We start from the raw sequence: 24,934 nt of genomic DNA, 5'->3' as shown, positions 1-24,934 counted from the left end.
AACCGGTCAGTTTACAGGGAGTGCAGAGATGATTTCACTGGAACGATTCCTGCAGCGTCGTCAGGCGCTGCTGGCGAAGATGGTGCCTGGCAGCGCAGCGTTAATCTTTGCTGCGCCAGAAGTGATGCGCAGTAATGACACCGAATATCCGTTCCGCCAGAGCAGCGACTTCTGGTATTTCACCGGTTTTAACGAGCCGCAGGCGTTGCTGGTGCTGATCAAAAGCGATGAGAATCATAACCACAGCGTGTTGTTTAATCGCGTGCGCGATCCTGCGGCGGAAACCTGGTCTGGCCGCCGTCTGGGTCAGGAGGCCGCACCCGACAAACTGGGCGTCGATCGCGCTTTACCCTGGAATGATATTGGTGACCAGCTGCACCTGCTGCTGAATGGCCTGGATGTGGTTTACCATGCGCAGGGCGAATATGCCCACGCGGACACACTGGTGTTCAGCGCGCTGGATAAGCTGCGTCGCGGCTTCCGCCAGCATCTCAGTGCGCCCGATACCCTCACTGACTGGCGTCCCTGGGTGCATGAGATGCGCCTGTTTAAAGATGCGGATGAGATTGAACTGTTACGTCGCGCCGGGAAAATCAGTGCACTGGCGCATACCCGCGCCATGCAAACCTGCCGGCCAGGCCTGTTCGAGTATCAGCTCGAAGGGGAAATTCAGCACGAATTTAACCGTCACGGCGCGCGTTTTCCCTCCTATAACACCATTGTGGGTGCCGGAGTTAACGGCTGCATTTTGCACTACACCGAAAACGAAAGCGAAATGCGCGACGGCGATCTGGTGCTGATCGATGCAGGCTGTGAGTTCCACGGCTATGCAGGCGATATCACCCGCACCTTCCCGGTTAACGGCAAATTCAGCCCGGCGCAGCGCGCGATTTATGACATCGTGCTGGCTTGCCTCAACCGCTCGCTTGAACTGTTCCGGCCGGGCATCAGCATTCGTGAAGTGAATGATGAAGTGGTGCGTATCATGGTCACCGGGCTGGTGGAGCTGGGCATCCTGGAGGGCGACGTCGATACATTGATCGCCGAGGAAGTCCATCGTCAGTTCTATATGCATGGCCTGGGCCACTGGCTGGGACTGGATGTGCATGATGTCGGCCACTACGGCACCCCGAGCCGCGACCGCGTACTGGAGCCCGGCATGGTGTTAACCGTCGAGCCGGGTCTTTATATCGCACCGGATGCCGACGTGCCCGCGCAGTATCGCGGCATTGGTATCCGAATCGAAGATGACATTGTGATCACTGAAGATGGCATTGAAAATCTCACCGACAGCGTCGTGAAAGAGGCGGATGAGATTGAAGCACTGATGGCGGCGGCAAAACAGGCATGACGATTCTGATTGCCGGTGGCGGCATGACCGGGGCGACGCTGGCGATGGCGATCTCCCATCTGACCCAGGGCACACTGCCGGTAACGCTGATTGAAAGCAGCGAGCCTGGCAGTCGGGCGCATCCCGGTTTCGATGGCCGCGCTATTGCGCTCTCTGCCGGTACCTGCCAGCAGCTTGCGGACATCAATCTGTGGCAGCACATCGCCCGTTGTGCCACGCCGATTACCGACATCCATGTCTCCGATCGCGGTCACGCCGGTTTTGTGTCGCTGGCGGCGTCTGACTACGCTATTCCGGCGCTGGGACAGGTTGTCGAGCTGTTTGACGTCGGTCAGCGTCTGTTTGCGGAACTGAAAAAAGCACCCGGCGTAACGCTGCGCTGTCCGGCTCGTGTCATCCAGGCTAACCGCCATGAGCAGCAGGTTGAGGTGACGCTGGACAGTGGCGAACAACTCAGCGGCAAACTGCTGGTGGCGGCAGATGGCACGCGCTCTGCGCTGGCGGCTTCGTGCGGCATTCAGTGGCAAAGAGACGACTATGAACAGCTTGCCGTGATTGCCAATGTTTCCACCGCGCTGCCCCATCAGGGCCGGGCATTTGAACGTTTTACCGAACATGGCCCGCTGGCGCTGTTGCCGATGTCCGGCAATCGCCTGTCGCTGGTCTGGTGTCATCCGGTTTCGCAGCGTGAACGCATTGAGCAGTGGAGCGAGGCCGAATTCCTCCGCCAGCTGCAGCGTGCCTTTGGCTGGCGGCTGGGTAAATTTACCCACACCGGCCAGCGTGAGTATTACCCGCTGGCGCTGCACCGGGCGATGTCGCCAGTGACGCATCGCGTGGCGGTGGTGGGCAATGCGGCGCAGACGCTGCATCCGATTGCCGGGCAGGGCTTCAACCTGGGCCTGCGAGATGTGATGTCGCTGGCTGAAACGCTGGCAGCCGCCCATCGGCAGCAGCAGGACCCCGGCAGCTATGCGGTGCTGCATCATTACCAGCAGCGTCGTCAGCCCGACCGCGCCGCCACCATCGGTATCACCGACGGACTGGTTCGCGTCTTTGCGAATCGCTATGGCCCGCTGGTGGCAGGACGTAACCTGGGCCTGCTGGCGATGGATCATCTGCCGTGGTTAAGAAATCAACTGGCTGAGCGCACGCTTGGCTGGGTTAAGCGTTAATAAAGAGGCTCAGATGCAAACTTTTGATGTGGTGATTGCCGGTGGCGGTATGGTGGGACTGGCGGTGGCCTGCGGCTTGCAGGGCAGCGGACTGCGCATCGCCGTACTGGAAAAATCACCGGAGCCACCGCTGGCGCTGAGTGCGTCACCGTCAGTTCGCGTGTCGGCAATCAATGCCGCCAGCGAACGGCTGCTGCAGAAGCTGGATGTCTGGTCGACCATTCTCTCGCTGCGCGCCAGCGCTTATCACGGTATGGAAGTGTGGGATAAGGACAGCTTCGGCTCCATCGCCTTTGATGATGAGCAGCAGGGCCTGTCGCATCTGGGTCATATCATTGAAAACCCGGTGATCCACAATGCGCTCTGGCAACGTGCCAGCGCCTGCAGCGACGTGACGATAATGGCACCCTCGCAGTTACAGCAGGTCGCGTTTGGTGACAACGAAGCCTTTGTTACTCTGCAGGATGGCAGCATGTTAAGTGCGCGATTAATGATTGCCGCTGACGGCGCTAACTCCTGGCTGCGCAACAAAGCCGATATTCCGCTGACCTTCTGGGATTACGATCACCATGCGTTAGTGGCAAACGTCCGCACTGAGAAGCCGCACGACGCAGTAGCGCGCCAGGTGTTCCACGGCGACGGCATTCTGGCTTTCCTGCCGATGCAGGATCCGCATCTCAGTTCCATCGTCTGGTCGCTCTCGCCGCAGGAAGCGAGCCGTCTGGAAACCATGCCGGAAGCGCTGTTCAATCAGCAGCTCTCGGTGGCGTTTGATATGCGGCTCGGCCTGTGCCAGCTGGAAAGCGAGCGCAAATCGTTTCCGCTGGTGGCGCGCTATGCCCGCAACTTCGCGGCACACCGTCTGGCGCTGGTGGGCGATGCGGCTCACACCATTCATCCGCTGGCGGGTCAGGGCGTTAACCTTGGGTTTATGGATGCCGCCGAGCTGATCGGTGAGATTCGCCGCCTGCATCAGCAGGGCAAAGATATTGGTCAGCACCTCTATCTGCGACGCTATGAGCGCAGCCGTAAGCACAGCGCCGCGATGATGCTGGCGGGAATGCAGGGCTTCCGTGAAATGTTCGCAGGCAATAATCCGGCGAAAAAATTGCTGCGCGACGTGGGTCTGAAACTGGCTGACCGCCTGCCGGGTGTTAAACCCATGATGCTGAAGCAGGCGATGGGCCTGAATGATCTGCCCGCCTGGCTACGCTAAATCTGCCCTTCTGTTAAGCCAGCTTCTGCTGGCTTTTTTTATGCCTGACACCGCTCTGCACCACAAAAAGGCAACGCTGCACCAGCACAGGTCTTCGTTTGATTTATTCTAATTTTGCGGGCGAATTCGCATTACTTTTTCTCATTCTTCTGTCCGCTAAGCGCGGGATTTTTTTAACATCCTGAATGCCATCCCGCATAAATTTGCTGCGTATATTTAAATTCCCTGCATTTATTGCGCGATTAATCACAAAATTGCAGTTTTATATCCTGTTGGCAGCCGTTCCTGGTTAGGCTGTGCCTCTGCTTTCGACCCCGGTTTGCTTATGGTTAATCGTCAGATTCGGTGGTAACGTCAGCCATAAGAGAACGTTTGCGTCGGCACTGAATTCCGGCGCACTTTTGCACTTACTCGCTTCTGCACAGGATGGTTATGACTCAGCAAACACCTCTGTTTGAACAGCATCAGGCCTGCGGTGCCCGCATGGTGGATTTTCATGGCTGGATGATGCCGCTGCACTATGGCTCCCAGATGGATGAACATCATGTGGTGCGCACCGACGCCGGTATGTTTGATGTCTCTCACATGACCATCGTCGACCTGACAGGCCCGCGTACCCGTGAATTCCTGCGCTACCTGCTGGCAAATGATGTGGCAAAACTGACCCAGCCAGGCAAAGCGCTCTACACCGGGATGCTGAATGCCTCGGGTGGCGTCATTGACGATTTGATTGTTTACTTTATGAGCGAAGAGTTCTTCCGCCTGGTGGTGAACTCTGCCACCCGTGAAAACGATCTTGCCTGGATCACGCAACACGCGCAGGGCTATGGCATTACGCTGACGGAACGCGACGACCTGGCGCTGATTGCCGTGCAGGGTCCGCAGGCGCAGCAGAAGGCTCAGACGCTGTTCAGCGAGGAGCAACGTCAGGCTGTTGCCGGCATGAAGCCATTTTTCGGCGTGCAGGCGGGCGACCTGTTTATCGCCACCACCGGCTATACCGGCGAAGCGGGATATGAGATTGCTATGCCTGCAGAGGAGGCGGCCGATTTCTGGCAGCGTCTGCTGGCTGCTGGCGTTAAACCTGCCGGACTGGGCGCACGTGACACGCTGCGTCTGGAAGCGGGTATGAATCTGTATGGTCAGGAGATGGATGAAGGCGTTTCACCGCTGGCTGCCAACATGGGCTGGACGGTCTGCTGGGAACCTGCTGACCGCGATTTCGTCGGCCGGGAAGCGCTGGAACTGCAGCGTGAACGCGGTACCGAAAAGCTGGTGGGGCTGATCCTCACAGAAAAAGGGGTGCTGCGTAACGGCTTGCCGGTGCGTTTTACCGATGACCAGGGGCAGCCGCAGGAGGGGATCATCACCAGTGGCTCTTTCTCTCCGACGCTGGGTTGCAGCATCGCCCTGGCGCGCGTACCGGCCTCAGTCGGCAGCACCGCCATCGTTGAGATCCGTAACCGCCAGATGCCGGTCCAGGTTACCCGTCCCGTTTTTGTCCGCGCCGGTAAACCGGTCGCTCAGTAAATTTTATTCAGGAGAAATGGCCAATGAGCAATGTGCCGAATACGTTGAAGTACCGCGACAGCCACGAGTGGGTGCGCAAAGAAGAAGATGGCAGCTACACCGTGGGTATCACTGAACACGCGCAGGAGCTACTGGGCGACATGGTGTTTGTCGATCTGCCGGAAGTGGGCGCGACGTTTGCCGCTGGTGAAGAGTGCGCGGTCGCGGAATCCGTTAAAGCGGCTTCAGATATCTATGCGCCGATCAGCGGTGAGATTGTGGCGGTCAACGAAGCACTGACTGACTCACCGGAGCAGGTCAACAGCGAGCCTTATGAAGGCGGCTGGTTATTCAAAATCAAAGCCAGCGACGCGTCTGAAATCGACACGCTGCTGGATGCGGATGCTTACAAAGCCTCCATCGACGAGTAGTCGTCAGGCGGCCTCACACAGAGGCCGCAGATTTATGTTTGCTCTCCGGTTCCCCCAGCCCGATTCAGGATTTACTGCTAATGACTCAGACTCTCAGCCAGCTTGAACACAACGGTGCATTCATTGAGCGCCATATCGGTCCTTCACCTGAGCAGCAGGCGCAGATGCTTGACGCTATTGGTGCCCGTTCGCTGGAAGTGTTAATCAGCACGATTGTGCCGGCAGACATTCAGCTGCCAGGCCCGCCAGCGGTTGGCGAAGCCGCCACTGAACAGCAGGCTCTGGCCGAACTGAAAGCGATTGCCAGCCAGAATCTGCGTTACAAATCCTGGATCGGTATGGGATACAGCGCGGTGATCACCCCGCCGGTCATCCTGCGTAATATGCTGGAGAATCCGGGCTGGTACACCGCCTATACCCCGTATCAGCCTGAGGTCTCCCAGGGCCGTCTGGAAGCGCTGCTGAACTTCCAGCAGCTGACGCTGGATCTTACCGGCATGGATATCGCGTCCGCCTCACTGCTGGACGAAGCAACCGCTGCCGCTGAAGCGATGGCGATGGCAAAACGCGTCAGTAAGCTCAAAAATGCCAATAAATTCTTCATTGCCGATGATATCCATCCGCAGACGCTGGATGTGGTCCGCACCCGTGCGGAGACGTTCGGTTTCGAACTGATTATTGATAGCGCGGACAAAGCACCCGATCATGACGACCTGTTTGGTGTGCTGCTGCAACAGGTGGGCACCACCGGCGAAGCGCACGATTACAGCGCGCTGATTGCCGGACTGAAAGCCCGCAAAGTGGTGGTCAGCGTGGCGGCGGACTTTATGTCGCTGGTGTTACTGGAAGCGCCAGGCAAACAGGGTGCAGACATTGTCTTTGGTTCAGCTCAGCGCTTCGGCGTGCCAATGGGCTACGGCGGCCCTCACGCGGCCTTTTTCGCCAGCCGCGACGAGCATAAACGCTCTATGCCAGGCCGTATCATTGGTGTTTCACGTGATGCAGCGGGCAACACGGCGCTGCGTATGGCGATGCAGACCCGTGAACAACATATCCGCCGTGAAAAGGCCAACTCCAACATCTGTACGTCGCAGGTGCTGCTGGCAAACATCGCCGGTCTCTATGCGGTGTTCCACGGCCCGGCGGGCCTGAAGCGCATTGCCTCACGCATTCATCGCTTCACCAACATTCTGGCGGCGGGACTGCAACAGGGCGGCCTGAAGCTGCGCCATCAGCACTGGTTCGATACGCTGACGGTGGAAGTGGCGGATAAAGCCGCTGTGCTGAATCGCGCCCTGAGCTTTGGCGTTAACCTGCGTAGCGACATCCATAACGCCGTGGGCATCACGCTGGATGAAACCACCTGCCGCGAAGATATTCTGGCGCTGTTTGCCATTCTGCTGGGTGATGAACACGGCCAGGACCTGGAAAAGCTCGACAGCGAAGTGGCCAGCGAAAGCCACGCGATTCCTGCTGGCCTGCAACGGCACAGCGAGATCCTGACCCATCCGGTGTTCAACCGTCATCACAGCGAAACCGAGATGATGCGCTACATGCACAGCCTGGAGAAAAAGGATCTGGCGCTGAATCAGGCGATGATCCCGCTGGGCTCCTGCACCATGAAGCTCAATGCCGCGGCTGAGATGATCCCGATCACCTGGCCGGAATTTGCGGAGCTGCATCCATTCTGCCCGGCTGAACAGGCTACCGGCTATCTGCAGATGATCGGCCAGCTTTCACAGTGGCTGGTGCAGCTCACCGGCTATGATGCACTCTGTATGCAGCCAAACTCCGGCGCGCAGGGTGAATATGCCGGACTGCTGGCGATCCGCCGCTATCACGAAAGCCGTGGCGAGGGCGATCGTCATCTCTGCCTGATCCCGAGCTCGGCGCACGGGACTAACCCGGCCTCAGCCCAGATGGCGGGCATGGACGTGGTGGTCGTGGCCTGCGATAAACAGGGCAACATCGACCTTGGCGATCTGCGCGAGAAAGCGGCTCAGGCGGGCGACAAACTCTCCTGCATCATGGTGACTTACCCGTCAACCCACGGCGTTTATGAAGAGACCATTCGCGAAGTGTGCCAGATCGTGCATCAGTATGGCGGTCAGGTTTATCTGGATGGCGCGAACATGAATGCGCAGGTCGGCATCACCACGCCTGGCTATATCGGCGCGGATGTCTCGCACCTGAATCTGCATAAAACCTTCTGCATTCCGCACGGCGGCGGTGGTCCGGGTATGGGACCGATTGGCGTCAAAGCGCACCTGGCCCCGTTTGTGCCAGGACACAGCGTGGTGCAGATTGACGGTGTGCTGACGCAGCAGGGCGCCGTATCCGCAGCGCCGTTTGGCAGTGCATCCATTCTGCCAATCAGCTGGATGTACATTCGCATGATGGGCGCGGAAGGGCTGAAACAGGCCAGCTCGGTTGCGATTCTGAATGCCAACTACATTGCCCGCCGCCTGCAGTCGGCCTATCCGGTGCTCTACACTGGCCGTGACGGTCGGGTGGCGCACGAATGTATTCTCGACATCCGTCCGCTGAAAGAGCAGACCGGCATCAGTGAGCTGGATATTGCTAAGCGCCTGATCGATTACGGATTCCACGCACCAACGATGTCCTTCCCGGTGGCGGGCACCCTGATGGTGGAGCCGACTGAATCGGAGAGCAAAATCGAACTGGATCGCTTTATCGACGCGATGCTGGCGATCCGCATGGAGATTGATCGGGTGACGTCAGGTGAATGGCCGCTGGATGACAACCCACTGGTTAATGCGCCGCATACTCAGCTGGAAATCGTCAGTGAGTGGTCACATCCTTACAGCCGTGAACTGGCAGTCTTCCCGGCGGGCAGCCACAACAAATACTGGCCGACGGTAAAACGTCTGGATGATGTGTTTGGCGACCGTAATCTCTTCTGCTCCTGCGTGCCGATGAGCGACTATCAGTAATTTTCCCGCAGGCAAACGTTAACCATAAAGGGCCGATTCGTCGGCCCTTTGTACTGGAGAATCAGCATGAAACTGGCACTGGTTACGGGGGGCAGCCGCGGTATCGGGCGGGCCACGGCGCTGTTACTGGCCGTCCGGGGTTATCGGGTTGCGGTGAACTACCGTCAGCGCGAAGCGGAAGCTCAACAGGTGGTGGCGCAGATCCGGCAGCAGGGCGGTGAAGCCTTTGCTGTTCAGGCAGATATCAGTGATGAAGCCCAGGTGATGGCGATGTTTGCGCAGCTCGACCAGCAGTCCGAACCGCTGGCGTTGCTGGTGAACAACGCCGGGATTTTGTTTCAGCAGTGTCGCACCGAGCAGCTGGATGCGGCACGCCTGCATAAGGTCTTTGCCACCAACGTGATTGGGTCTTTTCTCTGCTGTCGTGAGGCGGTTAAGCGGATGGGCACGCATCACGGCGGCCAGGGCGGCTCCATCGTCAACGTCTCATCGGCCGCGTCGCGTACCGGTGCGCCTGGCGAATATGTCGATTACGCCGCTTCAAAAGGGGCGATGGACACGCTGACCAGAGGATTGTCGCTGGAAGTGGCGCAGCAGGGGATTCGGGTCAACGGCGTACGTCCGGGATTTATCTATACAGAGATGCATGCCGATGGCGGAGAGCCAGGCAGAGTAGACAGGCTTGCCAGCGTGATCCCGATGGGACGCGGCGGTGAAGCAGAAGAGGTGGCGGAAGCGATCGTCTGGCTGGCCAGCGACGCGGCCTCTTACGTCACCGGCAGCATCATTGACGCTGCCGGTGGGCGTTAACTCTTTTCGCCGCTGATGCGGCGTGATGACTTACAGGTTTTCGCCGTTACTGGCGATAACCTGCTGATACCAGCTGAAACTCTTTTTCTTCCCACGAGAAAAATCGCCACTGCCATCATCGTTTTTATTCACATGAATAAAGCCGTAACGTTTGTCGTACTGGCCGGTGGTGAAAGAGACGCAATCGAGGCAGCCCCACGGCGTATAGCCCATTAATTCAACACCATCGTACGCCACAGCTTTCTTCATCTCTTCGATATGCGCACGCAGATAGTCGATGCGGTAATCATCTTCAATTACGCCATTGGCGTTTGGCTTATCGATAGCACCAAAGCCGTTTTCAACAATAAACAGCGGCTTCTGGTAACGCTCATACAGCTCGTTCATGGCATAGCGCAGGCCAACCGGATCGATCTGCCAGCCCCAGTCGGACGCTTTCACATGCGGGTTTTTCACCACACCTTCAAAGCCGGTGATCGGATCGTCAACGCCGCTGGCATCGGTTTTCACCGCGTTGCTCATGTAGTAGCTGAAACCGACATAGTCTGCACAGCCCTGGCGCAGCGTCTCGGCATCATCCGCTTCCATCTGAATGTCGTAACCCTTACGCGCCCACTCTTTCAGGGTGTAGGCCGGATAGTAGCCGCGCATCTGCACGTCACTGAAGACATAGCGCTGATGCATCGATTCCTGCGCCAGCACCACATCGTCCGGGTGGCAGGAGAAGGGATAGACCGGCACCATGGCGATCATGCAGCCAATCTGAAAGTCAGGATTGATGTCGTGGCCGAGTTTCACCACTTTTGCACTGGCAACAAACTGGTGGTGCATCACCTGATACATCGCCTGTTCAGGTTTCTCATGTTCGGTAAAGATCACGCCTGAACAGCAGTACCCAAACAGCGGATACTGCCAGTTACGCTGGTTGTTGATCTCATTGAAGGTCATCCAGTATTTCACCTTGTTTTTATAGCGGTTCAGCACCACTTCGCTGAAGCGCACAAAGAAGTCGACCACTTTGCGGTTGTGCCAGCCGCCATACTCTTTGACCAGGTGATAAGGCATTTCGAAGTGCGAAAGGGTGATGACCGGTTCAATGCCATACTTCAGCAGTTCATCAAACAGGTCGTCATAGAATTGCAGGCCTGCTTCGTTGGGCTGTTGCTCGTCACCGTTAGGGAAGATACGGGTCCAGGCAATCGAGGTGCGGAAACATTTGAAGCCCATCTCGGCAAACAGCGCGACATCCTGTTTGTAGTGGGAGTAAAACTCCACACCCTTGTGGTTCGGGTAGAAATGACCCGGCTGCACGCCGTCGGTGATCACCCGGTCAACGCCGTGTGAACCGCCGGTCATCACGTCAGCAATGCTGACGCCTTTGCCGCCCTGATCCCAGCCGCCTTCAACCTGATGCGCTGCCACCGCTCCGCCCCAAAGAAAGCCTTTTGGTAACTGCAATTCTGCACTCATGCTTCACCCCATTACGGATATTGAAATTGAGCTGAGTGTAGCAAGGCAATAATGAAAGTCACGATATAACAGCGCGGCAATAATTGCGTTTGTTACATCCAAAAAACAGGCTGTTTTATTTCCCCAGCTGGCGGCCGATTGCTTCAATAATATAGGTCACTGGCACCTGAGTCGTAATGTCGGAATTGTCCGCCATACGGATGATGGGCACATGGTAGCAGAGGTTGAAATCACCGATCTTCGCCAGCGAGCAGCTCTCCGTGTTGGTTATCGCAATGATTTTGCACTTATTCAGGCTGAACTGGCTGGCAATGCGCAGGATCTCTTCCGTTTCGCCGGAGACCGATAAAATAATGGCAATGGCGTTTTCATAGAGATCGGGACTGACCGGATAATAGGGATCGTCAATCGCGTGGCTGAATTTACCGAGGTTAGAGAAAAAGCGTGCGCCATATTTTGCCAGGCTGCCGGAGGTGCCGACGCCAATAAAGAAGACCCGCTCAGCCTGATTAATCTTCTGCGCGGCCTCAGCGATGAGCTGTTCAAACTCCGGATTATTGATGCTCTTAAAAAAGCTCAGCATTTCACTGACGCCCGCCGTGTTGAGCATTGGCGCACTTTGCTGTTCGTTTAAGCGCAGGCGGATGCGGAATTCCGACCAGCCTTCACAGCCCATCTTGCGACAGAAACGCAGCACGGTGGTGGTGGAGACACCAGCCTGCTCAGCCAGCTCGCGGATCGTCATGTAGCTGACGCCTTCGCGGTGCTTAATGATGAACTGATAGACCTGCATTTCCAGATCGTTAAGGCGGGCGAGATCGCTATGCGAAAACATGAATGACTCGTTGAACAGTGGACTGGCGGCCAGTTTACCAGATTCATCACCCGGTTTAAGGGATAGTGAATTTCACCACGATAATTTTAGCGTACAAGTGTACACTGAAAAAATTGTTGGCTACGCTGGATAACGATATCACCGCTATGGAGCTGCTCAGGAACCTGTTATGACCCCCACACTCTCTCACAAACATCAACACGCCGCGGGCTATTCGTTCGCCGAGGAAATTGCCAACAGTATCAGTCACGGTCTTGGCTGCCTGTTCGGCATCGTCGGTCTGATACTGATGCTCAATCAGGCCATCGAGAGGCAGGCCGACACCCTCACTTTTATCAGCTACAGCCTCTATGGTGGCAGCATGATCCTGCTGTTTCTGGCCTCGACGCTCTATCACGCTATTCCGGCTGGCCCGGCCAGACCCTGGCTGAAAAAGTTCGATCACTGCGCCATCTATCTGCTGATTGCCGGCACCTATACGCCGTTTCTGCTGGTCGCGCTGAGGACGCCGCTGGCATATGGACTGATGGCGGTGATCTGGGGGCTGGCGCTGGCCGGTATCCTGTTCAAGCTCACGATTGCGCATCGCTTTAAAGCGCTGTCGCTGGTGACCTATCTCTGTATGGGGTGGCTGTCACTGATTGTGGTTTATCAACTGGCGATGATCCTGCCGCCGGGCTGCATCTGGCTGCTTGCCGCAGGCGGGATTATCTATTCGCTGGGAGTGATTTTCTATGTGGCGCGCCGCATTCCGTTTAACCACGCCATCTGGCATTTGTTCGTGCTGGGCGGCAGTCTCTGCCACTTCTGCGCTATCTACTTTTATGTGCGCTGAATTGAGCCTCTGAATTGCGGTACTGGCCCTTCCCTTAGCGGAAGGGCCATACGCTCAATCAGCTCTCATCAAGCGAGTAGGGCAGCGGCTGAATGGTCAGATGTCCGCCTTCATCGCCTTCCACCCGCAACACGCTGTCCGGCTCCAGATCGTTATTCATCACGACCTGAATCCAGCTAATCCCGTCATCTAACTGCACCGCAGCCAGCACGCTGCCGGTTCGACGCCAGCGTTCACCCATCTGCAACTCCAGCGGGGCATTGGCTTCGGGCAGATGACTTGCCTGACCCGCCAGCCAGTAGAGCGCGCGTTTATTGGCGCCGCGATATTTCGCCCGGGCCACCATCTCCTGACCGGCATAGCACCCTTTTTTAAAGCTGATAGCATCCAGCGCCTGCAGGTTGGTGGCCTGCGGAATAAACTGCACGCTGGTGGCGGGATCAATCACCGGAATGCCCGCTTCAATATCCAGCGCCAGCCACTGCTGACTGTCATTAAACTGTGCATCGTCATTGAGCTTCTGCTTCAGCGCTTCTGCCTGGGCCAGCGAAGTGACAATCAGAAAACGTTCGGCCGGATGGGCAAACCACAGCAGCGTGGTTTCTCCCTGCTGCACCACCGGTTTTTCGCTGTCGGGCAGGCTATCAAACAGATTTGCCAGCGCGGCGCGCGCCTGAAAACCGGCCACGCCCAGCAATACTGACTCATCATCAGCCACCATCGACACTTTCGAAAACACGGCGTATTTCTTTAACTCGGGCAGCTGGGTGTCGCGCAGCTCACGACGGATCAGATAAGCATAGCCTTCACCGCGATGGAACAGGCGCATATTGCTCCACATTTTACCTTTAGCATCGCAGTGTGCGGCGAGCGAATGGTGGTCGGCATCCAGCGCGGCGACATCCAGCGTTAACTGACCCTGCAGGTAAGAGGTGCTGTCGGCGCCGGTAATGGAAACCAGCGCCCAGCTATCCAGTGACATCAGGGTTAACGGCAGACGAGACGACGCGGCAGGCTGGCGCGGCGGTAAAGTAAATGTGGGCATGGAGATATCCTGTATAAGAAGGTTCATCCGGAATAATATCTTTAATGTTAAAATAGCCGACTGGCAATGCAACCTGTTTACGGAAAACGGCGCACAAAAGGCGTGATAACCCTGAAAAGATCCAGCCTGAAATGTGGCAGGTTGCACAGCATGCGACGCTGCGCCTGCGAGCCGCATTAAACCAGGTTACACTAGGCGCCACGTTGTGAATTGTGGAAATTGATGCATGGATATTAATGATAAATCACGCATTCAGTGGGCCTGCCGTCGCGGCATGCTGGAACTGGATGTGGCTATTATGCCGTTCTTCAAATTTGAGTATGAGACGCTGAGCGACACCGATAAGCAGGTCTTTGTGGATTTGCTAAAGAGTGACGATCCCGATCTGTTTAACTGGCTGATGAATCACGGTGAGCCAAAGGATCCGGAGCTTAAGCGGATGGTGAACCTGATCCAGCAGCGTAACCATGCTCGCGGCCCGGTGGCAATGTAAGCTACGGCCCTCTCGCCTGGCGTGCGGGTTAGTCTGCGCCTGGCTGATAGCAGCCGTGACTGGCGTGGTGCTGATGACGCTGCCTGCAGGCGGCTGGCTGGTTAAAGCGCCGATTATTCTGCTGTTGCTGGCTGAGGGCTGGCGCAGCGTTTGGCGATTGATTCAACGGCACGGTACGTTACAGCGGGAAAGCGTCCATTGCTGGATCTGGCAGGGAAAACGCTGGCGGCCAACTCAGCCACTTCGCTGGTTACCCGTTGGCGTGCTGCTGGTGGCGAAGAGCGAACAAGGTGCCACGCTGCGCTGGTGGCTGATGCAGGACAATATGCAGCCTGGCGAATGGCGGGCGTTACGCGCCTGTTGCTTCAGCCCGGCGCGGCATTAATGGCAGCAGTGCAGGCAAGAGCGTCTGAAGCCGTTCATCTGCCTGCACTGCGGTTCGATAATGACAGGCAAGAGCGATTAAAGCCGCTTACCTGTTCAGGCTACGGTTCGACACCGGCAGAAGGGCCGTCAGAGCAGTCCTGCGGTTTCGGTTAACACCTGCTCGCACCACTGCTCAACGCGCTCATCGGTGACCTCGAACTGATTCACATCATCAAGCGCCAGACCCACAAACTGCGAGCCATCTGCACTCAGCGGTTTCGGGCTGGTGAACTCATAGCCTTCAAGCGGCCAGTAGCCAACAAAACGTACTCCCATCGGCTGCAGCAAATCGTGCAGCATGCCGAGCGCATCTAAAAACCACTCGCCATAGCCAATCTGATCGCCCATGCCATACAGTGCGACAATCTTGTTTTGCAGATTCAGCGCGGGCAACTGCGGCCAGATCGCCTCCCAGTCCTCCTGCAACTCACCGAAATCCCAGGTCGGGATGCCCATGATCAGCAAATCGTACTGCTCCATCAGGCGCGGGTCGTCATCTTTCACGTTATGCAGCGTCACTAACTCTTCGCCAATAAAATCGCGAATTTTCTCCGCTACGATTTCGGTGTAACAGGTACTGGAACCGTAAAAAAGACCGATTTTCATGCAGATAACACTCTGTAAATACTGACTTTGGCGCAATTGTACCAGAAGCGCTGCTGAATCAGGCATAATGAGCATGATTTTACACCAGACGGCGGAGATAACGTGCAGGACAGCGATCTGACAGAACAGTTTCTTGATGCGCTCTGGATTGAACGCAATCTGGCGCAGAACACTCTCTCCTCTTATCGCCAGGACCTCCAGACGCTGACCGGATGGCTGGCGCATCATCAGCTGACGCTGCTTAGCGTGGCGCCGCTGGATCTGCAGCAGTTTCTGGCTGAACGGCTGGAGGGAGGCTACAAGGCGACCAGCTCAGCGCGGCTGCTCAGCGCCATGCGTCGCCTGTTCCAGTATCTTTACCGCGAAAAGCTGCGCCCGGACGATCCCAGCGCGCTGTTGTCAGCCCCAAAACTGCCGCAGCGTTTACCGAAAGATCTCAGTGAGGCGCAGGTCGAGCGACTGTTGCAGGCGCCGAATATCGATATCCCGCTGGAGCTGCGCGACAAAGCGATGCTGGAGCTGCTCTACGCCACGGGCCTGCGCGTCTCCGAACTGATTGGCCTGACGCTCAGCGACATCAGCCTGCGCCAGGGCGTTGTCCGGGTTATCGGTAAAGGAGATAAAGAGCGGCTGGTGCCTTTAGGTGAAGAAGCGGTTTACTGGCTGGAGCAATATATGGAACATGGTCGTCCGTGGCTGCTCAACGGTCAGACGCTGGACGTGATGTTTCCCAGTAATCGGGCGCAGCAGATGACGCGCCAGACCTTCTGGCATCGCATCAAGCATTACGCCACGCTGGCGGGGATCGACAGCGAAAAGTTATCACCGCATGTGATGCGCCATGCCTTTGCGACCCATCTGCTGAACCACGGTGCCGATCTGCGTGTCGTACAGATGCTGCTGGGACACAGCGATCTCTCCACCACCCAAATTTATACGCACGTCGCCACTGAGCGCCTGCGTCAGTTGCATCAACAACACCATCCGCGGGCCTGAACCGCGGCGATAAGGACAAAAATGAACAAGCATTTTGCCATGCTGGCTCTTTTAGCCAGCGCCTTTTCCGGTCTCGCACAGGCCGATGACAGCGCCATTCAGCAATCACTTAAAAAGCTCGGTCTGAACCAGACGGAGATCAGCCCGTCACCGCTGCCGGGTTTTAAAACCGTGCTGTCAGAAAGCGGCGTGCTCTACGTGACCGACGACGGCAAACACATGATCCAGGGTCCGCTCTATGACGTCAGCGGCAAACAGCCGGTCAACGTCACCAACCAGCTGCTGGACAAAAAAGTCGAAGCGCTGGTGCCGGAGATGATCGTCTACAAAGCGCCTAAAGAGCAGCACGTGATCACGGTCTTTACCGACATCACCTGTGGCTACTGTCACAAGCTGCACGAGCAGATGGCGGACTACAATGCGCTGGGCATCACCGTGCGCTATCTGGCGTTTCCGCGTGAAGGGCTGAATGGTCAGATTGAGCCAGCGATGAAAGCGATCTGGTGCAGCGCCGACCGCAATAAAGCGTTTGATGAGGCGATGAAAGGCAATGCGCCGAAGATGGCCGCACCAGACAGCTGCAAAATCGATATTGCCCAGCACTATAAACTTGGCGTGCTGTTCGGCATTCAGGGCACGCCCGCGATGCTGACTGACAGCGGCATGATGATCCCAGGTTATCAGTCGCCGCAGGAGCTGAAGCAGGTGCTGGACAATCAGAAGCGTGGTGGTTAATCGGTGGTAAAACAGGATGTGGAACTCCGTCGCCGTGAGGTGACGGTTGACGATGCGCTTCCGGCGACGCTGCCGCCGCTGCTGAAACGACTCTATCTGCAACGCGGCGTGCGCGACGCGGCAGAGCTGGAGCGCGGGGCGAAAAACCTGCTGCCGTACCAGTCCTTAAGCGGGATTGAGAGCGCAGTGGAACTGCTGCATCAGGCGCTGCTGGATGGGCGTCGCATTATGGTGGTGGGCGACTTTGATGCCGATGGCGCGACCAGTACCGCGCTGACGGTCATGGCGCTGCGCAGCATGGGCGGCGGCAACGTGCAGTATCTGGTGCCTAACCGCTTTGAAGATGGTTATGGCCTCAGCCCTGAAGTGGTTGAGCAGGCGCGGGCGCGCGGTGCGGCGATGATCCTGACCGTCGACAACGGCATCTCCTCCCACGCCGGCGTTGAATGTGCCCATCAGCACGGGATTCCGGTGCTGATTACCGACCACCACCTGCCGGGCGAGACCTTACCGGCCGCTGAGGCGATCGTTAATCCCAATCTGCCGGACTGCAACTTTCCCTCACGTGCACTGGCGGGCGTGGGCGTTGCGTTCTATCTGATGCTGGCGCTGCGCGCCCATCTGCGTACCCAGGGCTGGTTTGGTGCCACTCGCACCGAACCCAATCTGGCGGAGATGCTGGATCTGGTGGCGCTCGGCACGGTTGCCGACGTGGTGCCGCTCGACGTCAACAACCGCATTCTGGTGTGGCAGGGACTCAGCCGCATCCGGGCGGGAAAATGCCGGCCAGGCATCCGGGCGCTGCTGGAGATTGCTAATCGCGATGCGCGTCAGATGGCGGCCAGCGATCTCGGCTTTGCGCTGGGGCCACGGCTCAATGCCGCAGGCCGGCTCGACGATATGTCGGTGGGCGTGGCGCTGTTAATGACTGAGGATCTCAGTCAGGCACGGATGTTAGCCAGTGAGCTGGACGCGCTGAACCAGACACGAAAAGAGATAGAGCAGGGCATGCAGAGCGAAGCGCTGGCGCTGTGTCAGGCGCTGGAGCGTGAGCAGCGCGATCTGCCGCTGGGGCTGGCCTTTTATCATCCCGAATGGCATCAGGGGGTGGTGGGGATCCTCGCTTCCCGTCTGAAAGAGCGTTTCCATCGTCCGGTGATTGCCTTTGCTCCGGCGGGCGACGGCACGCTGAAAGGCTCAGGCCGCTCAATTGCCGGTCTGCATCTGCGCGACGCGCTGGAGCGTCTGGATACGCTGAATCCCGGCCTGATGCTGAAGTTTGGCGGTCATGCCATGGCGGCAGGCTTATCACTGGAAACCGCACGCTACGAGGAGTTTCGTCAGCGCTTTGCCGATCTGGTCGGTGAGTGGCTGGATGGCGAATCTCTGCAGGGCATCATCTGGTCAGATGGCGCGTTGCAGCCGCAGGAGTTTTCGCTGCAGACCGCTGAGATGCTGCGCGAAGCGGGGCCCTGGGGCCAGGCGTTCCCGGAACCCGCTTTTGACGGCAAATTTAAGCTGCTGCAACAGCGGCTGGTGGGCGAGCGACATCTGAAAGTGATGGTCGAACCGCTGGACGGCGGTCCGCTGATCGACGGGATTGCCTTTAATGTCGATACCACGCTGTGGCCCGACAGCAGCATTCGTCAGGTCGAGCTGGCCTATAAGCTGGATATCAATGAGTATCGCGGTAACCGCTCGGTACAGCTGATCATTGACCATATCTGGCCGCTTTGATTTTTATAAGGCGCGCGCGTCTCCGGTCACGGCAGAGGCGCGTCAGCCTGTTTTTTCCCTGCGTTAACCTGCTGTGCGAGCGGTTGTCGTCGCAGCCCGATAAGCAAATGCAACGCGTCACGCCGCCCCGGCATCAGCCCGCTGTCTCAGCGCTACAATCTGCCGCCAGTTTCGGGTAAACTTGTGCGTTAAATTTCCTGTCCCATCGAACATAAGAAAGACGCTAAAGCCATGTTTGAAATCAACCCGGTCAAAAACCGTATTCAGGACCTCAGTGAGCGCAGCGACGTTCTTCGGGGGTATCTTTGACTACGATGCCAAGAAAGAACGCCTCGAAGAAGTAAACGCCGAGCTGGAACAGCCCGATGTCTGGAACGAACCTGAGCGTGCTCAGGCGCTGGGCAAAGAGCGCTCCTCGCTGGAAGCGATCGTGCAGACGCTGGATCAGATGTCGCAGGGCCTGGAAGATGTGCAGGGTCTGCTTGAACTGGCGGTAGAAGCGGAAGACGAAGAGACTTTCGACGAAGCGGTTGCCGAGCTGGATGTCCTTGAGGGCAAGCTGGGCGAGCTGGAATTCCGCCGCATGTTCTCTGGCGAGTATGACAGCGCCGACTGCTACATCGATCTGCAGGCGGGTTCCGGCGGCACCGAAGCGCAGGACTGGGCCAGCATGCTGATGCGTATGTATCTGCGTTGGGCTGAAGCCAAAGGCTTCAAAACCGAAATTATCGAAGAGTCTGAAGGTGAAGTTGCAGGCATTAAATCTGTGACCATTCGCGTGTCAGGCGACTACGCCTTTGGCTGGTTACGTACAGAAACGGGCGTGCATCGCCTGGTGCGTAAGAGCCCGTTTGACTCCGGCGGCCGTCGTCACACCTCCTTCAGCTCAGCCTTTATCTATCCGGAAGTGGATGACGATATTGATATCGACATCAACCCAGCCGATCTGCGCATTGACGTCTATCGTGCGTCAGGGGCGGGCGGCCAGCACGTTAACCGGACGGAATCTGCGGTACGTATTACCCATATTCCAACCGGTACCGTCACCCAGTGTCAGAATGACCGTTCTCAGCACAAGAACAAAGATCAGGCGATGAAGCAGATGAAAGCGAAGCTGTACGAGCTTGAGATGCAGAAGAAAAACGCTGAGAAACAGGCGCTGGAGGACAATAAGTCCGACATCGGCTGGGGAAGTCAGATCCGTTCTTACGTTCTCGATGATGCACGCATCAAAGATCTGCGCACTGGCGTAGAGACGCGTAACACCCAGGCGGTGCTGGACGGCGACCTGGATCGATTCATTGAAGCTAGTTTAAAAGCAGGGTTATAAGGAACCGACATGTCTGAACAACAACCGCAGAGCGCTGATGCCGCCGTTGAGTTAAATAACGAACTGAAAGCGCGTCGCGAAAAGCTGAGCGTGCTGCGTGCAAATGGCGTGGCGTTTCCTAACGATTTTCGTCGTGACAGCCTCTCAAACCAGCTGCATGAGAGCTATGGCGAGAAGAGCAACGAAGAGCTTGAAGATCTCGGCATCGAAGTCAGCGTTGCCGGACGTATGATGACCCGTCGTATCATGGGTAAAGCCTCTTTCGTGACCCTGCAGGATGTGGGTGGCCGGATTCAGCTTTACGTCTCGCGTGACGATCTGGCTGAAGGCATCTACAACGAGCAGTTCAAAAAGTGGGATCTCGGCGATATTCTGGGCGCGCGCGGCAAACTGTTCAAAACCAAAACCGGCGAACTGTCGATTCACTGTTCTGAACTGCGCCTGCTGACCAAAGCACTGCGTCCGCTGCCGGACAAGTTCCACGGCCTGGCCGATCAGGAAACGCGCTACCGTCAGCGTTACCTTGATCTCATCGCCAACGAGGAATCGCGCAACACCTTCAGAATTCGTTCGCAGATCATGGCCGGTATTCGCCAGTTCATGGTGGGCCGCGACTTTATGGAAGTGGAAACCCCGATGATGCAGGTGATCCCTGGCGGCGCGTCTGCGCGTCCGTTCATCACCCATCACAATGCGCTGGATATCGACATGTATCTGCGTATCGCTCCAGAGCTTTATCTGAAGCGTCTGGTGGTGGGCGGATTCGATCGCGTGTTCGAGATCAACCGTAACTTCCGCAACGAAGGTATTTCGCCACGTCATAACCCAGAGTTCACCATGATGGAACTCTATATGGCTTATGCGGATTACAAAGATCTGATCGAGCTGACCGAAAGCCTGTTCCGTACGCTGGCGCAGGATGTGCTGGGCAGCACCGTGGTGCCTTACGGCGAGCAGGAGTTTGATTTCGGTAAGCCGTTTGAAAAACTGACCATGCGTGAAGCGATCAAGAAATACCGTCCGGAAACGGATCTGGCCGATCTGGAAGACTTTGATAAAGCGGTGGCGATTGCTCAATCACTGCACATCAAGGTTGAGAAAAGCTGGGGTCTGGGCCGTGTCGTAACCGAAATCTTTGAAGAGACCGCTGAAGCGCATCTGATTCAGCCGACCTTCATCACCGAATATCCGGCTGAAGTCTCTCCGCTGGCCCGTCGTAACGACGAGAACCCGGAAATCACCGATCGCTTTGAGTTCTTCATTGGCGGTCGTGAAATCGGTAACGGCTTCTCCGAGCTGAACGATGCGGAAGATCAGGCTGAGCGTTTCCTGCAGCAGGTGAATGCCAAAGATGCTGGCGACGACGAAGCGATGTTCTACGACGAAGACTATGTCACCGCACTGGAGCACGGTCTGCCGCCAACCGCCGGTCTGGGTATCGGTATTGACCGTATGGTGATGCTGTTTACCAACAGCCACACTATCCGCGATGTGATTCTGTTCCCGGCACTGCGCCCAGGCAGCAAGTAATCGTTATGAGTCGCTGTCAGGCCTGATCTTCAGGCCTGACAGCGTGATGACAAAGCCGAATCAGAGTGAATTTGGCAGCAACTGATAAACTCACGGCACAGGGAACACGGTCAGAAGAGGAAAGCGTCCCGCGCCATGGATGGCGTGGGCCGAGCGGTCATGGATGACAGTTTTTGCGTCTTTCCGATCTGACCGTGTTACCTGTGCAGGCTCGGTCTTACAGCGAATCAGGCCCGACTTTGTCACCAAGCTTAAGGCCGGAAATTCCGGCCTTTTTTACATCTGTTCGTTCAGCAGATATCAGGATTTAATCGCCTGATCCAGCCATGTCTGAAATCGCGAGTAAGGCACATAGAGCGCAACGTTCTTATAGAGTGTCTTACCGCTGACATTGTCGTTGATGTTATTGCTGTAGCCAATAATCACGCCCGCCAGCGTATCGTCAGAGGCGTTATAGACTGCGCCGCCCGACATCCCTTTAACCACCCCCGCATTCGCCGCCACCACGACGCAGTCTGATTTGTTCCAGCTGTTCGCCAGCGTGGTATTAATCAGGTTCTGCCCGCTGGAACTGACCGGCATGGCCGAAATAAAACTGTAGCCGTAGAGATTGACCTGATCGCCGATGTGGCTGTTACGAAAGTTGGGTGGCAGGTTCATTTCGCTGTTTTTGTGGTAGACCACGGCCAGATCGCATTGCGGATGCCAGGCTTTGACCCGGTAAAGCGAAAACTTTGCCACATGTGCGGCGGTCAGGCTGTACTCCGGCGTCAGTGGGATGGTGGTACCGAGCGTGCCTAAACCCAGCACGGTGGGAATGCCGGTCACGGTCATATCCACCCGTTTTTCAGCTTCTTTACTGTACTCATAATGACCCACCGAGCAGCCGGTTAAGCCAAACACCATTAAGGCTATGAGTCGTTGCATTCTCTCTCCCTGCGTCAGAAGTTGATCACATCACCTGGCAATTGATTAGGGATATATCGGCAACGTTAAGGATTTATTAATTAAATACGCACTAAAAAGCGTAACGGGTTCGCGGGAAATGACAACCTGACCCTGGGTCATGCGCGCTTTAACGGGCTTTGCCAGCAGGCTGACAAAGCCATTTGTTCTGGCAAAGCGGCAGATTATTGCGCCCCCGGCAATAATCCTTTGCTGCGCGCAGGCTATGTCGCGCATCAGCACTGTGCTGTAATGCTCACCGTGACGCAGATCAAATTTTAATAAGCGTCGAGGGGCTGCACGTCTGTGCAGTTCACCTGCAAATGATATTGGGAGAGTGTTATGCCTGTAGCATTAATGGCGCTGGCGTTGAGTGCGTTCGCCATCGGGACCACCGAGTTTGTCATTATGGGATTGCTGCCGGAGGTGGCGCGTGACCTTCAGGTGTCGATTCCGTCGGCGGGCTGGCTGATCAGCGGTTACGCGCTGGGCGTGGCGATAGGTGCGCCGATTATGGCGCTGCTTACCGCCAGGCTGCCGCGTAAAAAAACGCTGATTCTGCTGATGGTGATATTTATTGTCGGCAACCTGCTGTGTGCGCTGGCTTACAACTATAACCTGCTGATGCTGGCACGCATCGTCACCGCGCTTTGTCACGGTGCCTTCTTCGGTATTGGCGCGGTGGTCGCCGCCAGTCTGGTGCCAGCCGGTCGCCAGGCTTCCGCTGTCGCACTGATGTTCACCGGACTGACCTTAGCCAACGTGCTGGGCGTTCCGCTGGGAACCAGTTTCGGACAGATGTTTGGCTGGCGAGCCACCTTCTGGGGCGTGGCAGTGATTGGCGTGCTGGCGTTTATCGCCCTGATCGTGAGTCTGCCCAACAATAAACAGGAAAAGCCGGTTCACCTGGCGAGTGAAATTGGGGCACTGGCCAACGGGAAACTGTGGCTGTCGCTGCTGATGACGGTGTTCTTTGCCGCGGCGATGTTTGCGCTGTTCAGCTACATTGCGCCGCTGCTGCTAGAGGTGACGGGCATCAGCGATCGCGGCGTCAGCTGGACGCTGTTCCTGATTGGCGCAGGCCTGACGGTCGGTAACATTCTTGGCGGCAAACTGGCCGACTGGAAAGTCTCCTTTAGCCTGATCCTCAGCTTCTCCCTGATCGCCATCTTCTCGCTGCTGTTCAGCTGGACCAGCCATGCGCTGTGGCTGGCGGAGATCACCCTGTTCCTGTGGGCGATGGCGACCTTTGCGACGGTGCCGGGTCTGCAGATCAACGTGGTACGTCACGGAAAAGAGGCGCCTAACCTGGTCTCAACCCTGAACATTTCGGCGTTTAACGTGGGCAATGCGCTGGGTGCCTGGGTCGGCGGTGCGGTGATTGGCCGTGGATATGGCCTGACGGCGGTGCCGGTTGCTGCCGCTGCGCTGGCGGCAATCGGCCTGCTGATCTGTCTGATCACCTTCCGCAAATCGGGCCGCGCAGCCGCCAGGGTTCGCGCTTAAGCCAGGCGGGCGGCGATGCGTGTCGGAAAGTCAGCCACCTGCCGTTGCAGATGGCTGACAAAGGCATCGACCAGCGCCGATGCAGGGCGGTGCTGCGGCCTCACCAGGCTGACGGTAAACGGAACCGCCACGCTGAACTTACGCATCACCACACCGCTGTCGGCGTAATCCAGCGCCGTCAGCGGATTCACAATTGAAATGCCCACGCCCGCTCTGACCATGGCGCACACCGAAGCGGCACTGTGCGTCTCCATCACCAGCCGCCGCTCGACGCCCTGCTCATGAAAAAGCGCATCCAGCAACTGACGATAGCTGTCACTGCGCGACAGGCTCACATACTGTTCGCCCGCAAAATCGTGCGGCGTCAGCTCTGAACGCTGACTCAGAGGGTGATGCTGAGGCAATACGCACACTTCATCGCAGGTGAGCAGGGCGAGACGGTCAGTGCCGGCCGGAGCGTGCTGGGTTTCGGTTAAGCCGATATCGTAGCGCTGTGCTGACAGCCACTCCTCCAGCAGCGGCGACTCCTGCGGAATCACATTCAGGCTCACATCCGGGTAGCGCTGTAAAAAGGGCTGACACAGTGGTGGCAGCAGCGACTGCGAAAAAACGGGCAGGCAGGCGATCGACAGCTCACCCTGACGGAACTGGCGCAGCCCTTCAGCCGCTTCCATGATGCGATCCAGTCCGTACCAGGATCGCTGCACCTCTTCGAAAAGACGCAATCCCTGCACCGTCGGTTGCAGGCGACCACGAACCCGTCCGAACAACTCTAATCCCAGCTGCTGCTCCAGGCGTGCCAGCTCCCGGCTCACCGTCGGCTGTGAGGTGTGCAGCAGTGTCGCGGCCTGAGTCAGATTGCCGCTGGTCATCACCGCATGAAAAATCTCGATATGCCGCCAGTTAATGTTCGCCACGCACCCTTCCTATATCCATTCTGCATAGATGCTATTAAAACAGATATTTTTCGCTATGACACGATTCTGGCTTAATGCAGCT

General features: G+C 57.1%; 23 protein-coding genes. 16 read left to right on the top strand and 7 right to left on the bottom strand.

The genetic code is table 11. The features are described from left to right. The first annotated feature begins 28 nt into the window (after positions 1–28). The 7 genes from pepP to PAG01S_RS09155 all read left to right on the top strand — a co-directional run bounded on the left by pepP (position 29) and on the right by PAG01S_RS09155 (position 9,446). A complete protein-coding gene (pepP, locus tag PAG01S_RS09185) occupies positions 29–1,351 on the top strand; it encodes a Xaa-Pro aminopeptidase (protein ID WP_080717682.1) in 1,323 nt (440 codons plus the stop codon). Then, positions 1,348–2,526, top strand: a complete 1,179-nt coding sequence (ubiH, locus tag PAG01S_RS09180; protein WP_062758385.1) for a 2-octaprenyl-6-methoxyphenyl hydroxylase — start codon at positions 1,348–1,350, stop codon at positions 2,524–2,526. Before pepP ends, ubiH begins: the two co-directional genes overlap by 4 nt. Before the next feature lie 13 nt (positions 2,527–2,539). Beyond that, positions 2,540–3,742 carry an FAD-dependent 2-octaprenylphenol hydroxylase gene (ubiI, locus tag PAG01S_RS09175; RefSeq protein WP_010671056.1) on the top strand — a complete coding sequence of 401 codons (1,203 nt, stop codon included), beginning with the start codon at positions 2,540–2,542 and terminating at the stop codon, positions 3,740–3,742. Between the two features lie 432 nt (positions 3,743–4,174). Continuing rightward, complete coding sequence (gene gcvT / locus PAG01S_RS09170) at positions 4,175–5,272, top strand: glycine cleavage system aminomethyltransferase GcvT (RefSeq protein ID WP_062758384.1); 1,098 nt, start codon at positions 4,175–4,177, stop codon at positions 5,270–5,272. Between the two features lie 23 nt (positions 5,273–5,295). Then, positions 5,296–5,682: a glycine cleavage system protein GcvH gene (gcvH, locus tag PAG01S_RS09165; RefSeq protein WP_010248802.1), complete on the top strand. Its 387-nt coding sequence runs from the start codon at positions 5,296–5,298 to the stop codon at positions 5,680–5,682. 80 nt (positions 5,683–5,762) lie between these two features. Beyond that, entirely contained in the window at positions 5,763–8,636 is a 2,874-nt protein-coding gene (gene gcvP / locus PAG01S_RS09160) for an aminomethyl-transferring glycine dehydrogenase (RefSeq protein WP_062758382.1), read from the top strand. A gap of 66 nt (positions 8,637–8,702) precedes the next feature. Then, positions 8,703–9,446, top strand: coding sequence for an SDR family oxidoreductase (locus PAG01S_RS09155; protein WP_010248798.1), 744 nt, complete (start codon positions 8,703–8,705; stop codon positions 9,444–9,446). Between the two features lie 30 nt (positions 9,447–9,476). On the opposite strand, the gene PAG01S_RS09150 is transcribed toward PAG01S_RS09155, so the two are convergent. Both PAG01S_RS09150 and PAG01S_RS09145 read right to left on the bottom strand, forming a co-directional pair. Further along, the gene (locus tag PAG01S_RS09150; protein WP_062758380.1) at positions 9,477–10,916 is read right to left on the bottom strand and encodes a 6-phospho-beta-glucosidase; all 1,440 of its coding nucleotides are present in this window, start codon (positions 10,914–10,916) and stop codon (positions 9,477–9,479) included. A 115-nt stretch (positions 10,917–11,031) separates the two neighbouring features. Next, a complete protein-coding gene (locus tag PAG01S_RS09145; RefSeq protein ID WP_010248792.1) occupies positions 11,032–11,751 on the bottom strand; it encodes a MurR/RpiR family transcriptional regulator in 720 nt (239 codons plus the stop codon). A 169-nt stretch (positions 11,752–11,920) separates the two neighbouring features. Here PAG01S_RS09145 and trhA point away from each other — a divergent pair, with 169 nt between their 5' ends. Further along, a complete protein-coding gene (trhA, locus tag PAG01S_RS09140; protein WP_062758378.1) occupies positions 11,921–12,586 on the top strand; it encodes a PAQR family membrane homeostasis protein TrhA in 666 nt (221 codons plus the stop codon). Between the two features lie 58 nt (positions 12,587–12,644). Here trhA and ygfZ read toward each other — a convergent pair whose 3' ends face one another. Next, positions 12,645–13,631 carry a tRNA-modifying protein YgfZ gene (gene ygfZ / locus PAG01S_RS09135; protein ID WP_010248786.1) on the bottom strand — a complete coding sequence of 329 codons (987 nt, stop codon included), beginning with the start codon at positions 13,629–13,631 and terminating at the stop codon, positions 12,645–12,647. Positions 13,632–13,857: 226 nt separating this feature from the next. On the opposite strand from ygfZ, the gene sdhE reads away from it, so the two are divergent. Both sdhE and PAG01S_RS09125 read left to right on the top strand, forming a co-directional pair. Then, entirely contained in the window at positions 13,858–14,124 is a 267-nt protein-coding gene (sdhE, locus tag PAG01S_RS09130) for an FAD assembly factor SdhE (protein WP_010248781.1), read from the top strand. Further along, the gene (locus PAG01S_RS09125; RefSeq protein ID WP_010671050.1) at positions 14,099–14,509 is read left to right on the top strand and encodes a protein YgfX; all 411 of its coding nucleotides are present in this window, start codon (positions 14,099–14,101) and stop codon (positions 14,507–14,509) included. Before sdhE ends, PAG01S_RS09125 begins: the two co-directional genes overlap by 26 nt. Positions 14,510–14,637: 128 nt before the next feature. Here the strand turns inward: PAG01S_RS09125 and fldB are convergent, their stop codons facing one another. Continuing rightward, positions 14,638–15,156 carry a flavodoxin FldB gene (gene fldB, locus PAG01S_RS09120; protein WP_010248777.1) on the bottom strand — a complete coding sequence of 173 codons (519 nt, stop codon included), beginning with the start codon at positions 15,154–15,156 and terminating at the stop codon, positions 14,638–14,640. A gap of 102 nt (positions 15,157–15,258) precedes the next feature. Here fldB and xerD point away from each other — a divergent pair, with 102 nt between their 5' ends. The 5 genes from xerD (at position 15,259) to lysS (ending at position 21,484) form a co-directional block, all read left to right on the top strand. Beyond that, positions 15,259–16,152, top strand: coding sequence for a site-specific tyrosine recombinase XerD (gene xerD, locus PAG01S_RS09115; protein WP_010248689.1), 894 nt, complete (start codon positions 15,259–15,261; stop codon positions 16,150–16,152). A gap of 21 nt (positions 16,153–16,173) precedes the next feature. Next, entirely contained in the window at positions 16,174–16,887 is a 714-nt protein-coding gene (gene dsbC, locus PAG01S_RS09110; protein ID WP_010671049.1) for a bifunctional protein-disulfide isomerase/oxidoreductase DsbC, read from the top strand. 3 nt (positions 16,888–16,890) lie between these two features. Continuing rightward, positions 16,891–18,624 carry a single-stranded-DNA-specific exonuclease RecJ gene (gene recJ, locus PAG01S_RS09105; RefSeq protein WP_033769918.1) on the top strand — a complete coding sequence of 578 codons (1,734 nt, stop codon included), beginning with the start codon at positions 16,891–16,893 and terminating at the stop codon, positions 18,622–18,624. Positions 18,625–18,855: 231 nt separating this feature from the next. Beyond that, positions 18,856–19,954 (top strand): peptide chain release factor 2 gene (gene prfB, locus PAG01S_RS09100; protein ID WP_099257461.1). Its coding sequence is split into 2 segments (ribosomal slippage): positions 18,856–18,930 and positions 18,932–19,954, totalling 1,098 coding nucleotides; the frame shifts between segments, so codons are not numbered across the junction. A gap of 9 nt (positions 19,955–19,963) precedes the next feature. Continuing rightward, positions 19,964–21,484, top strand: coding sequence for a lysine--tRNA ligase (gene lysS, locus PAG01S_RS09095; protein ID WP_010248682.1), 1,521 nt, complete (start codon positions 19,964–19,966; stop codon positions 21,482–21,484). A gap of 300 nt (positions 21,485–21,784) precedes the next feature. Here lysS and PAG01S_RS09090 read toward each other — a convergent pair whose 3' ends face one another. Both PAG01S_RS09090 and PAG01S_RS09085 read right to left on the bottom strand, forming a co-directional pair. Beyond that, positions 21,785–22,411, bottom strand: coding sequence for a serine protease (locus PAG01S_RS09090; protein ID WP_029519406.1), 627 nt, complete (start codon positions 22,409–22,411; stop codon positions 21,785–21,787). A 45-nt stretch (positions 22,412–22,456) separates the two neighbouring features. Further along, positions 22,457–22,666, bottom strand: a complete 210-nt coding sequence (locus tag PAG01S_RS09085; protein WP_062758376.1) for a hypothetical protein — start codon at positions 22,664–22,666, stop codon at positions 22,457–22,459. Positions 22,667–22,771: 105 nt separating this feature from the next. Here PAG01S_RS09085 and PAG01S_RS09080 point away from each other — a divergent pair, with 105 nt between their 5' ends. Next, positions 22,772–23,935 (top strand): MFS transporter, encoded by a 1,164-nt coding sequence (locus PAG01S_RS09080; RefSeq protein ID WP_010248677.1) that lies wholly within the window; start codon positions 22,772–22,774, stop codon positions 23,933–23,935. Here PAG01S_RS09080 and PAG01S_RS09075 read toward each other — a convergent pair. Next, positions 23,932–24,852 carry a LysR family transcriptional regulator gene (locus PAG01S_RS09075; protein ID WP_062758374.1) on the bottom strand — a complete coding sequence of 307 codons (921 nt, stop codon included), beginning with the start codon at positions 24,850–24,852 and terminating at the stop codon, positions 23,932–23,934. The two genes, PAG01S_RS09080 and PAG01S_RS09075, sit on opposite strands and share 4 nt — an antisense overlap. Between the last annotated feature and the right edge of the window lie 82 nt (positions 24,853–24,934).

The sequence above is a fragment of the Pantoea agglomerans NBRC 102470 genome (assembly GCF_001598475.1).
GTDB classification, from domain to species: Bacteria; Pseudomonadota; Gammaproteobacteria; order Enterobacterales; family Enterobacteriaceae; genus Pantoea; species Pantoea agglomerans.
This window is presented reverse-complemented; position numbering and strand designations above follow the sequence as displayed.